Raw genomic sequence first — 10,561 nt, 5'->3', positions numbered from 1 at the left:
TGCCGCCGACGATCGCCTATGGCACCGAGGGGCGAGCGCCCTGGTTCGACCAGCTCTGCCGGCTGGAGGGTAGCCGCACCGAGGACGACATCGCGGCCGAGGAACTGCCGGCCTATCGCTCGCGCCAACATCCCGATCACGACGTTTGAGGGACTGCCGCTCTCAGGCGGCGCGCTCTTCCAGCGAACGAAGATAGTGCTCGGCTTGCTGAAAGTGACGCTCGGCTTCGACCCGGTCGCCCGCCAGAGCCTTGGCATTGGCCAGCGCCAGCGAGCGCTCATAGCCTTGACGGAGGGCTGTCTGGGTGAGTGGGTCACGCGATGCCCGCCGCTCGAAGCGGCCGGCAGGGGTGGGATTCCGGGGGTGGCGCATGTTCATCTCAGCCTCCCTTATCCGAGGATTTCCTCGACGATCTTGCGGAGTTCCTCCCGGGTCAGGCCGCAAGGTTGCGGCTTCCAGTCGGGATGAGATTTCCGCGGCGATATCGCCGTCGGGGTGGCATGCTGCGCTTGTGCGCTGTTTTTCTTTTGTTCTGAGTGGTTTTGCATTGAGTTCCATTTACCGCTCGGCGTGACCGTGCGGCCTTCGGGGTGGGGATGTCGATCGCGAAGGGCGCGGATGCGCTGCGCTGCTCAGAGCCCGTTCCGATCAGCTTGCACTGCAAGCTGATCGGAAAAACGGTTTCTCATCTCAAGTTTAGAGACGGATTCACCGATCCGATTGATTCAATCCGATCGAATCCGGCTCTAGGCAGCGGTCAAACTTCGTTTGGTGCGGCGATTGGGCTCATCGCTCGATCTCGAGGAAATGGAGCCAGCCGAACTTCTCTCGATCGACAGATGATTCCTAGCCGCGCAATGTGGCGAATTGAGGTTGCCGGCATCGCTGCGCTCGCATGACGGGCGCGCACTTCCCGCACGCCCGGCGGCTCACTCCACGACGATCTCCCGCCGGGCGAGCACGCGCGGCCCGGTGAGCGGCGCGTTCATGACATAGCGCAGTTCGTAGATGCCCGGTTCGGCCGGGGCGTCGAGCGTGCTCTCGACATTCTCGGCCGGATAGAAGGAAGGCCCTTCCGCTTCGGCCGGCTCATCGGGCCTGACCAGGACGACGCGGTCGCGATCGCCATTGGGGCCGATGCCGCGGACTGGCAGCGCCTGCGCGCGCCCGACCCGGCCGGGCGCGGCGAGCGTGGCACCCGGCGGCGTCGTCGCCAGCACCTGGCGCAGCAGGATCACCGGCTTGCCTTCGGCCTCGCCCAGCAGGCGCAGCTCGAAACTGCCGACCTCGCCGGGGGCGGGCAGGGCCAGCACCGAGGCCGCGCCGAGCGGGGCCGCGACGATGGCGGCTTCCGGCGGGTCGGTCGGCCGCGCGATGGCGAGGCGGGCGCCGGCGGGAGCGCGGCTGACGAAGGCGCTCGCCATCGCCCCCGCCATCAGCGTCCGCGGCGCCGAAAGGCTCGGGCCCTGGACCGGCCGGGCCGGCCTTGCCTGCTGCGCCAGGGCGGCCGGGGCCGTAAGGCAGAGCAGCAGCAGGAGGTGGCGGCGTCGAAATCTCATGTGCCGGCGAGCCGGTGCAGATGCGCCGCGAGCTCGGGATAGCGGCTGGTCAGGGCGCGGAAATCGATCGGATCGAGCACCAGCAGCTTGCTCGCCACGGTGGCACGCGCCGCCAGCCCGATGCGGTCGCCGGCCGAACCGAGCGGCAGCTCGCCGAAATAGCAGCCTTCCTCCAATTTCTCGCAAGCCTCCTCGCGCATGATCTCGACCTCGCCGCTGGCGACGAAATACAGCGCCTGCGCCGGTTCTTCCGGGCGCAGGATGACGGCACCGCCGCGCACGCTCTGCGCCCGCAGGACACGCATGATCTCGGCGATCTCGGCGGCATTGAGGCCGCTGAACAGCGGCACCCGGGCGATCATGCTCCAGGTCACGACGAATTCGCGCCGATGGATCTCCTGGGCGAAGGCCGTCGCGACGATGCCGACGGGCAAGGCGAGCATCACCAGCCCCATCACGGCGGTGACCGAGGCGACGAGCTTGCCGATCGGGCTCGTCGGAAAGACGTCGCCATAGCCGACCGTGGTCAGGGTGATGATCGCCCACCACATCGCATCGGGGATGGTGGCGAATTTCTCGGGCTGGACGTCGTGCTCGGCGAAATGCATCGCGGTCGCCGCCAGCAGCATCACCCCGATCAGGATGACGACGCAGGCGAACAGCGCCTTGCGCTCGGCCACCAGCGCCGCGGCGAGCGAGGCCATGCCCGGCGAATAGCGGCCGAGCTTGAAGAAGCGCAGCAGCCGGAAGAGCAAGAGGATCTTCAGGTCGCCATAGCCGAGCAGGGCGGTGTAGAGCGGCACCGTCGCCAGGAAATCGAGCACGGCCGGCGGGGAGAGCGCATAGGCGCGGCGCGCCGCCTCGTCACTGAGGCCGCGATAGCGCGCATGCTCGGGCGCGGTCCACAGCCGCACCGCATACTCGATGGTGAACAGCACGGCCGAGACCAGCTCGATCCAGTGGAACAGCCGGCTGTAGCTCGCCGCCAGGCTCGGTACCGATTCCAGCACCAGCGCCGTGATGTTGACGACGATGAGCAGGACGAGCCCGCCATGCACGAGCCGGACGGAGAGATCGTCGCCGGCGCCGCGATCGATGATCAGATGGGCTTGCCGCCGCCAGCTCGCCATCGGCTGCGGGGCGGCGGCCATCGTCGCCTCAGCCCATCGCGGCTGCGACGGCCTCGAGCGCTTCCTGCGCCCGGTTGCCGTCCGGCCCACCGGCCTGGGCCATGTCGCGCCGGCCGCCGCCGCCCTTGCCGCCGAGCGCCTCGGAAGCCGAGCGCACCAAAGCGACCGCATCGAAGCGCTCGGTCAGATCGGGCGTGACGCCGACGACGACGCCGGCCTTGCCGTCGCCGGCGACGCCGACGATGGCGACGACGCCGGAACCGAGGCGGGCCTTGGCCTCGTCGACCAGGCTCTTCAGGTCCTTCATCTCGACGCCGCTGATCGCGCGCGCCAGCAGCTTCGTGCCGGCGACGTCGCGGACGGGCTCCTGCGCCTCGCCGCCGCCACCCATGGCGAGCTTCTTGCGGGCCTCGGTCAGTTCGCGCTCGAGCTTGCGGCGCTCGTCGATCAGGGCCGACAGCCGGGCTTCCGCCTCGCTCGCCGGCACCTTCAGCAGGCCGGCGAGCTCGCGCAGGCGGCGGGAATCGGCGTTGAGCTGGCGGCGCGCGCCGGCCCCGGTGATCGCCTCGAGCCGGCGCACGCCGGCTGCGACCGCGCTCTCGCCGGTGACGCTGACGAGGCCGATATCGCCGGTGCGCTGCGCGTGGGTGCCGCCGCAGAGCTCGACCGAATAGGCCTTGCCGGCCTCGTTCGTGCCCATCGAGACGACGCGGACCTCGTCGCCATATTTCTCGCCGAAGAGGGCGCGTGCGCCGGAGGCGATCGCCTCGTCGACGCTCATCAGCCGCGTCGTCACCGGCTCGTTGCGCAGCACGATGGCGTTGGCGATCTCCTCGACCTTCGCCAGTTCCTCGTCCGAGATCGGCTTGGGGTGCGAGAAGTCGAAGCGCAGGCGGTCGGCCGAGACCAAAGAGCCCTTCTGCGCGACATGGTCGCCGAGCACGAGGCGCAGCGCCTCGTGCAGCAGATGCGTCGCCGAATGGTTGGCGCGGATGGCGCTGCGCCGGGCATGGTCGACCGTGAGTTCGGCCGGCTGGCCGACCCGGATCTCGCCCGAGACGACCTTGACCGCATGAGCGAAGACATCGCCGAGCTTCTTCTGCACGTCCGAGACCTCGGCGCTGAAACCGGCGCCCGAGATCGTGCCGGTATCGCCGATCTGGCCACCGGATTCGCCGTAGAACGGCGTCTGGTTCAGCATGACGAGCCCGCTCTCGCCGGCCTTCAGAACCCCGACCTCGGTATTGTCGCGGACCAGCGCCGTGACGACGCCCTCGGCCGTCTCGGTGTCGTAGCCGAGGAATTCGGTGGCGCCGACGCGCTCGCGCAGCGGGAACCAGAGCTTCTCGGTGGCGGCTTCGCCAGTGCCGGCCCAGGCGGCGCGGGCCTTGGCCTTCTGCTGCTGCATCGCCGCGTCGAAGCCCTCGACATCGACGCCGACGCCGCGGGCGCGCAGCGCGTCCTGCGTCAGGTCGAGCGGGAAGCCATAGGTGTCGTAGAGTGTGAAGGCGACGTCGCCCTTGAGCTTGTCGCCGCTGGAAAGATCGCGGGCCTCGTCGTCGAGGATCGAGAGGCCGCGCGCCAGGGTGGTGCGGAAGCGGCTCTCCTCGAGCTTCAGCGTCTCGCCGATCAGCGCCTCGGCGCGCACCAGCTCGGGATAGGCCCGGCCCATCTCGCGGATCAGCACCGGAACGAGCTTGTGCAGCAGGGGCTCCTTGGCACCGAGCAACTGCGCATGGCGCATGCCGCGGCGCATGATCCGGCGCAGCACATAGCCACGGCCCTCATTGGAGGGCAGCACGCCGTCGGCGATCAGGAAGGCCGAGCAGCGCAGATGGTCGGCGATGACGCGGTGGCTCGCCTTCATCGGCCCGTCGGAGGCGACCGAGGTCAGTTCGGCGATGGCGCGGATCAGCGCCGCGAAGAGGTCGATGGCATAATTGTCATGCGTGCCCTGGAGCACGGCGGCGACGCGCTCCAGCCCCATGCCGGTGTCAATCGAGGGGCGGGGCAGGTCGGTGCGTATGCCACCCGCAGCCTCTTCATACTGCATGAACACGAGGTTCCAGATCTCGATGAAGCGGTCGCCGTCCTCGTCCGGCGAACCCGGAGGGCCGCCGGGGATATGGTCGCCATGGTCGTAGAAGATCTCGGAGCAGGGGCCGCAGGGGCCGGTATCGCCCATGCGCCAGAAATTATCCGAGGTGGCGATGCGGATGATCCGGGAATCCGGCAGGCCGGCGATCTTCTTCCAGAGGCCGTGCGCCTCGTCGTCCTCGGAATAGACGGTGACCGTCAGCTTGTCCCTGGGCAGGCCGAACTCGCGGGTGACCAGCGTCCAGGCATGGGTGATCGCCTGTTCCTTGAAGTAGTCGCCGAAGGAGAAATTGCCCAGCATCTCGAAGAAGGTGTGGTGGCGGGCGGTGTAGCCGACATTGTCGAGGTCGTTGTGCTTGCCGCCGGCGCGGACGCATTTCTGCGCCGTGGTGGCGCGGGCATAGGGGCGCTTCTCCTGGCCGGTGAAGACGTTCTTGAACTGCACCATGCCGGAATTGGCGAACATCAAGGTCGGGTCGTTGCGCGGCACGAGCGGGCTCGACGGCACGACTTCATGGCCCTGGCCCTTGAAGTAGTCGAGGAAGGTGGACCGGATCTCGTTGACGCCGCTCATTGCAATCTTGGCTCTGGTTCTCTGGCAAGGGTCCGGCGCAGCCGGCAGGGTGAAAGGTTCTAGTCAGCGCTTTTGCGCCTGTCCAGAAACGCCGGTGCCGGCAACGCCCCCGGCAAGGCGTCGGGGCCAAAAAGAAACGGGCGGCTTTCGCCGCCCGTGCCATCCAGTCCTGCCGGGAGTGCCGGAAGATGGCCTGCTCAGGCCTCGCCCTCGTCGAGATCGTCGGCCGTCGGATCGGCATCGTCGAGGATGCGCTCGGCGACGAGGCCGGAATTCTGCCGGATGGTCGCCTCGATCCTGGCAGCCGTGTCGGGGTTGGCCTTGAGGAAGGCCTTGGCATTCTCGCGGCCCTGGCCGAGGCGCTGGCTGTCGAAGGAGAACCAGGAACCCGATTTCTCGACCATGCCGGCCTTGACGCCGAGATCGATCAACTCGCCGGATTTCGAGATGCCTTCGCCGAACATGATGTCGAACTCGACCTGCTTGAAGGGCGGCGCGACCTTGTTCTTGACGACCTTGACGCGGACCTGGTTGCCGGTCGCCTCGTCGCGCTCCTTCAGCGTCGAGACGCGGCGGATGTCGAGGCGCACGGAGGCATAGAACTTGAGGGCGTTGCCGCCGGTGGTCGTCTCGGGCGAGCCGTACATCACGCCGATCTTCATGCGGATCTGGTTGATGAAGATGACCATGCAGTTGGAGCGCGAGATCGAGGCGGTGAGCTTGCGCAGCGCCTGGCTCATCAGGCGCGCCTGCAGGCCGGGCTGGACGTCGCCCATCTCGCCCTCGATCTCGGCGCGCGGCGTCAGCGCGGCGACCGAGTCGATCACGAGCACGTCGATCGCGCCCGAGCGCACCAGCGTGTCGGTGATCTCGAGCGCCTGCTCGCCGGTGTCCGGCTGCGAGATCAGGAGGTCGTCGAGATTGACGCCGAGCTTGCGGGCATAGACCGGGTCGAGCGCATGCTCGGCGTCGACGAAGGCGCAGACGCCACCCTTCTTCTGCGCCTCGGCGATGGTGTGCAGCGCGAGCGTGGTCTTGCCGGAGGATTCCGGCCCGTAGATCTCGATGACGCGGCCCTTGGGCAGGCCGCCGACGCCGAGCGCGATGTCGAGCCCGAGCGAGCCGGTCGAGATCGTCTCGATCTCGATCGCCTGCTGGTTCTTGCCCAGGCGCATGATCGAGCCCTTGCCGAAGGCACGTTCGATCTGCGAGAGCGCGGCGTCGAGCGCCTTGGCCTTGTCCATCGAAGAGCCTTCCACGAGCTTGAGATTCGCCTGATTCACGACGTGCGCTCCTTATGGCAGGGGCGCGAAGACATCTCAATGCGCGCCGGTTCGCAACTATGGTCACTGTTTGTTCTCACGCGCAAGTTCTTTTTTTGTTCTCTTGATCGCACGCCTCGCGGGTGATCGGGCCAGCGGGGCCAGTGTAGCATCCTTGCGGAAACCGGTTCCCGGTTTTCGCGTCCTGCTTTACGAGACCGGGACCCGGCCAAAGGGCCCGCCCGCTCATGCGCAGTCGCCTCGTTCGCCTTCTTCTCGTTCCCGTCGATCTCGTCGTCGGCCTCGTCATTCTGCTCGATGAACTCGTGTGGCCGCTTTATCGGCCGCTGCTGGCCTGGCTCGGTTCGCTCGGGGCCGTGGCGCGGATCGAGGCCGCGATCGCGCGCCTGCCACCCTATGGCGTGCTGGCGATGCTGGCGGTGCCCTTCGTCGTGGCCGAGCCGATGAAGCTGGTCGCGCTGGTCCTGCTGGCGCGCGGCTCTCTCGCCGCCGGCATCGCCCTGATGGCGCTGGGCCATCTGACCAGCTTCGTGCTGGTCGAGCGAATCTATCATGCCGGGCGCGGGCAGCTGCTGACGATCGGCTGGTTCGCACGCTGCATGGCCTGGCTCGACCGCATCCGGCAGGTGGTCGTCGAGCGGATCAAGACGACGGGCGCCTGGCGCCGGGCCATGACGCTGGCGCGCGCGGCCCGGGAGAGGGTGTATTCCTGGCTGGCGCGCTTTCGGGGAAGGCATCGGTCGGACGACCGGAATTTGCGCTGACGGGATATCCGAAAGAGGCCCTAGCCGGCCCGCGTACCGGGTGCCGCTCCGGTCGGCCCCGGGGGCGTCTGCCAGGCCGTGCCGAGCCGTTCCAGCTCCAGCGTGTAGCAATAGATCGCGAACAGAACCGCGAAGACCAGGCCGCAGCGCCAGAGCAGCCCGGCGCCGAGGCTCAGCCCTTCGAGCAAGGGCAGCTGGCGCAGGAAGTAGATCGAGAACAGGGCGCCGCCGAAGATCGAGGCGAGACGGCCGGCAAAGGCCAGAACATGGCCGAGTACCGGGCTGTGGATGCCCGTCGGCAGCGGCACGCGGCGCAGGCGTGTCCAGTAGCAGGCCTGGCCGAGGACGATCGCCGCGACGACCTGCGCCAGAATGGCGGAGGGCAGCGACTGCAGCTCGCCGGGTCTCTCGGTCACGATCCGAAAGATCGCGTGGATGTAATAGAGCAGCGGCGCAGCGCAGAGGGTCTGGAGCAGCAGCAGGATACCATAGGCGAGGTGCGGCCTTCTCATCATCGCCGCAGGGTAATCGCTGGCCGAGGGGCGATCAAACCGGCTGGCGGGAGTGCGGCGCGCGCCTCATCAACGAATTAGTCGGCATTCGGCGCGATAAGGCATCGGGCAAGCGAGCAGCCCGAGGGTCAGTCATGAAGATCGCGATCGTCGGCACCGGTTTCGTCGCCGACTACTATATGACGACCCTGGGCAACCATCCCGGGCTCGCGCTGGCCGGCGTCTGGGACCGGGATGAGGCGCGGCTGCAAGCCTTCCGCGCCTTCCACGGCGTTTGCGCCTATCCCGATCTGGAAGCGCTGCTCGGCGATCCCGCGGTCGGCATCGTCGTTAATCTGACGACCCCGGAGAGCCATTACGAGATCTCGCGCCGGGCCCTCGCCGCCGGCAAGCATGTCTATTGCGAGAAGCCGCTGGCGATGAGCTTCGAGCAGGCGCAGGAGCTGACCTTGCTGGCGCGCCAGGCCGGCCTGACGCTCGCTGCCGCGCCCGCCAACGGGCTGAGCGATGCCCATGACCTGGTGGTGCAGGCGCTGCGCGACGAGCGGATCGGCACGCCGCGGCTGGTCTATGCGGCGATGGAGGACGGGCCGGTCTTCCGCGACAAATGGGCGAGCTGGCGCTCGCGCTCGGGCGCGCTTTGGCCGGGGCTGCACGAGTTCGAGGTCGGCTGCACGCTGGAGCATGCGGGCTACGCCTTGTCCTGGCTGGTCTCGCTGTTCGGCCCGGTCGAGAGCGTCACCGCCTTCGCGGCGCTGACCTTCCCCGACAAGGGGCCGGGGACGGAGGCGCTCGCCATGGCGCCGGATTTCTCGGTGGGCTGCCTGCAGTTCCGCTCCGGGCTGGTGGCGCGGCTGAGCTCGGGGCTGGCGGCACCGAAGGACCGTTCGCTGCAGGTCTTCGGCGATCGCGGGTCGATCACGGTGCGCGATCTCTGGGACAACCGCTCGGCCGTGCATCTCGAGCAGGTCGAGGCGCCGCGCCCGCTGCTCGGCCGGGTGCTGAACCGGGTCGAGGCCAGGCTCGGTGCGGCCTTGCTCTGGAAGCCGGCGCCGGGCAGGCGCCTGAAGTATCCGGCCGGCGCCAGGCCGTCGCTGCCGGCCTTCCCGTCGCAGATCGATTTCGCGCGCGGCATCGCGGCGCAGGTAGCGGCGATCGCCGAGGGCCGCGAGCCGGTCTTTTCCGGCGAACTCGCGCTGCACATCACGGAGCTGGCGCTGGCGCTGAATGGCGCGCGCGAGCTGCCGCAGCCCTATCGGATGCGGAGCTCGTTCTAGCGGGCAGGGGGCTCCGGAGGCTGCGCCCGCACGGTCTCGATGATGCGCAGAACCGCCGCGCTTTCGGCGAGCGGCATCGTCTCGCAACTCAGGGCGCCGGCCCGGACCGCCTCCATCACGGCCTGCGCCTGGAATTGCAGGCCGTTGCCGGGGAAGCCGAAAGCCTCGCGCCGCGTTCCCGGCAGCGGCAACCGGTCCAGGACCTTGCGGAGAAGCGAGGCGCCGCCCCGGTCGCGCCATGGCGCGGCGAGGGCGCCCGGTGCGTAATGCGTCAGGCGCTGGGCCTTGAGGAAGGGCGCATCGATCCGGATTTCGCCCTTGCTGCCCTCGACGCGCAGCAGATTGGCGCCGTCGCGGTCGAAACCGCAGGAGAGCTCGGCGGTGGCCTCGGGATAGTGCAGGGCAAATTCGCAGCGCAGGTCGACGCCGCCCGCAGCCGCGATCCAGCGCCCCTCCACGCGCTCGGGCCTGCCGAGCAGATGGAGCGCCAGCGAAACCGGGTAGACGCCGAGATCCAGGGCTGCGCCACCGCCCAGCCTGGGGTCGAAGAAGCGGCTGCCGGGATCCTGCGCGCGGAAATAGGAAAGGTCGGCGCGCAACCGCCGGAGCGTACCGATGTGTCCTGAGGCGAGATGGCGGCGCAGCGCCGCGACCGCCGGCAGGAAGCGCGTCCACATCGCCTCCATGGCGAAGACGCCGCGTTCGCGCGCGGCGTCGGCGATCGCCTCGGCATCGGTGGACGAGAGCGCGATCGGCTTCTCGATCAGGACCGGCTTGCCGGCGGCGATGGCGGCGAGCGCCTGCGGCGCATGCAGATGGTTCGGCGTGGCGATGTAGACGGCCTCGATCGCCGGATCGGCGAGGAAGGCGCCGAGATCGTCATAGGCTGTTGCGGCGCCGAAGCGGCCGGCGAAGTCTTCTGCCTTGTCGAGCCGGCGTGAATGCACCGCGCCGAGCCGCGCCCCGGCGACGAGGCCGAGATCGGCGGCGAAGAATTCGGCGATCGCGCCGGTGCCGATGATCCCCCAGGCGAAGGGGGCGGGGTCCGCCGCTGGCCGAACCATGCTGGCCTCTTGCTCTCTTCGGGGCATGCCAGGCCGGAAGTCCATGGTCCCGCCGCGCTGCGCGCCCTTCGGGCGCGGCGATTCATCAGTCTTCGGCTACAGGCTCTTAAGGTTGCGTGTCCATATTCTGCCCGATGGCGCGGCGCAGCCTGCGGAACGAGGCGAGCTTGTCGGGAACAGCATGACGGTCGGCATGAGCGAGACAGGGAGCGGCGCGGCCGCCGGGGTGCCGGGCGCCCCGGTCGACAGCGCACGGCTCACCGCCGCGCTGTTCAGCGGTTTCGGCCTGTTCATCATGATC

At 68.7% G+C, this 10,561-nt stretch carries 9 protein-coding genes; 2 read left to right on the top strand and 7 right to left on the bottom strand.

Translation table 11 applies throughout. The annotated features are described in order from the left end of the window. Positions 1 to 162 precede the first annotated feature (162 nt). The 5 genes from V6M56_RS00640 to recA form a co-directional block, all read right to left on the bottom strand. Positions 163 to 378 carry a DUF4167 domain-containing protein gene (locus tag V6M56_RS00640; RefSeq protein ID WP_332680635.1) on the bottom strand — a complete coding sequence of 72 codons (216 nt, stop codon included), beginning with the start codon at positions 376 to 378 and terminating at the stop codon, positions 163 to 165. Between the two features lie 551 nt (positions 379 to 929). Further along, on the bottom strand, positions 930 to 1,559 hold the full coding sequence (locus V6M56_RS00635) for a hypothetical protein (RefSeq protein ID WP_332680634.1): 630 nt from the start codon (positions 1,557 to 1,559) through the stop codon (positions 930 to 932). Further along, a complete protein-coding gene (locus tag V6M56_RS00630) occupies positions 1,556 to 2,710 on the bottom strand; it encodes a cyclic nucleotide-gated ion channel (protein ID WP_332680633.1) in 1,155 nt (384 codons plus the stop codon). The genes V6M56_RS00635 and V6M56_RS00630 overlap by 4 nt, the downstream gene beginning before the upstream one ends. A gap of 7 nt (positions 2,711 to 2,717) precedes the next feature. Continuing rightward, positions 2,718 to 5,360 carry an alanine--tRNA ligase gene (gene alaS, locus V6M56_RS00625; protein ID WP_332680632.1) on the bottom strand — a complete coding sequence of 881 codons (2,643 nt, stop codon included), beginning with the start codon at positions 5,358 to 5,360 and terminating at the stop codon, positions 2,718 to 2,720. 197 nt (positions 5,361 to 5,557) lie between these two features. After that, on the bottom strand, positions 5,558 to 6,604 hold the full coding sequence (gene recA, locus V6M56_RS00620) for a recombinase RecA (protein WP_442881043.1): 1,047 nt from the start codon (positions 6,602 to 6,604) through the stop codon (positions 5,558 to 5,560). 266 nt (positions 6,605 to 6,870) lie between these two features. Between recA and V6M56_RS00615 the strand changes: the two genes are divergently transcribed. Further along, on the top strand, positions 6,871 to 7,407 hold the full coding sequence (locus tag V6M56_RS00615; RefSeq protein WP_332680630.1) for a hypothetical protein: 537 nt from the start codon (positions 6,871 to 6,873) through the stop codon (positions 7,405 to 7,407). Positions 7,408 to 7,427: 20 nt separating this feature from the next. Here the strand turns inward: V6M56_RS00615 and V6M56_RS00610 are convergent, their stop codons facing one another. Next, on the bottom strand, positions 7,428 to 7,922 hold the full coding sequence (locus V6M56_RS00610) for a hypothetical protein (RefSeq protein WP_332680629.1): 495 nt from the start codon (positions 7,920 to 7,922) through the stop codon (positions 7,428 to 7,430). A 131-nt stretch (positions 7,923 to 8,053) separates the two neighbouring features. Here V6M56_RS00610 and V6M56_RS00605 point away from each other — a divergent pair, with 131 nt between their 5' ends. Continuing rightward, positions 8,054 to 9,196 carry a Gfo/Idh/MocA family protein gene (locus V6M56_RS00605; protein ID WP_332680628.1) on the top strand — a complete coding sequence of 381 codons (1,143 nt, stop codon included), beginning with the start codon at positions 8,054 to 8,056 and terminating at the stop codon, positions 9,194 to 9,196. On the opposite strand, the gene V6M56_RS00600 is transcribed toward V6M56_RS00605, so the two are convergent. After that, complete coding sequence (locus tag V6M56_RS00600; protein WP_332680627.1) at positions 9,193 to 10,260, bottom strand: Gfo/Idh/MocA family protein; 1,068 nt, start codon at positions 10,258 to 10,260, stop codon at positions 9,193 to 9,195. The genes V6M56_RS00605 and V6M56_RS00600 overlap by 4 nt on opposite strands. Between the last annotated feature and the right edge of the window lie 301 nt (positions 10,261 to 10,561).

The sequence above is a fragment of the Allobosea sp. genome, from assembly GCF_036675845.1.
Taxonomy (GTDB): domain Bacteria; phylum Pseudomonadota; class Alphaproteobacteria; order Rhizobiales; family Beijerinckiaceae; genus Allobosea.
The sequence above is the reverse complement of the archived record's forward strand: the minus strand, read 5'-3'. Positions and strand labels throughout refer to the sequence as shown.

Excerpts from the sequence above, each read along its gene's own strand:
- recA (WP_442881043.1), bottom strand. The coding sequence starts at position 6,604 with ATGGACAAGGCCAAGGCGCTCGACGCCGCGCTCTCGCAGATCGAACGT.
- V6M56_RS00640 (WP_332680635.1), bottom strand. The coding sequence starts at position 378 with ATGAACATGCGCCACCCCCGGAATCCCACCCCTGCCGGCCGCTTCGAG.
- V6M56_RS00610 (WP_332680629.1), bottom strand. The coding sequence starts at position 7,922 with ATGATGAGAAGGCCGCACCTCGCCTATGGTATCCTGCTGCTGCTCCAG.
- alaS (WP_332680632.1), bottom strand. The coding sequence starts at position 5,360 with ATGAGCGGCGTCAACGAGATCCGGTCCACCTTCCTCGACTACTTCAAG.
- V6M56_RS00630 (WP_332680633.1), bottom strand. The coding sequence starts at position 2,710 with ATGGCCGCCGCCCCGCAGCCGATGGCGAGCTGGCGGCGGCAAGCCCAT.
- V6M56_RS00600 (WP_332680627.1), bottom strand. The coding sequence starts at position 10,260 with ATGGTTCGGCCAGCGGCGGACCCCGCCCCCTTCGCCTGGGGGATCATC.
- V6M56_RS00635 (WP_332680634.1), bottom strand. The coding sequence starts at position 1,559 with ATGAGATTTCGACGCCGCCACCTCCTGCTGCTGCTCTGCCTTACGGCC.
- V6M56_RS00605 (WP_332680628.1), top strand. The coding sequence starts at position 8,054 with ATGAAGATCGCGATCGTCGGCACCGGTTTCGTCGCCGACTACTATATG.
- V6M56_RS00615 (WP_332680630.1), top strand. The coding sequence starts at position 6,871 with ATGCGCAGTCGCCTCGTTCGCCTTCTTCTCGTTCCCGTCGATCTCGTC.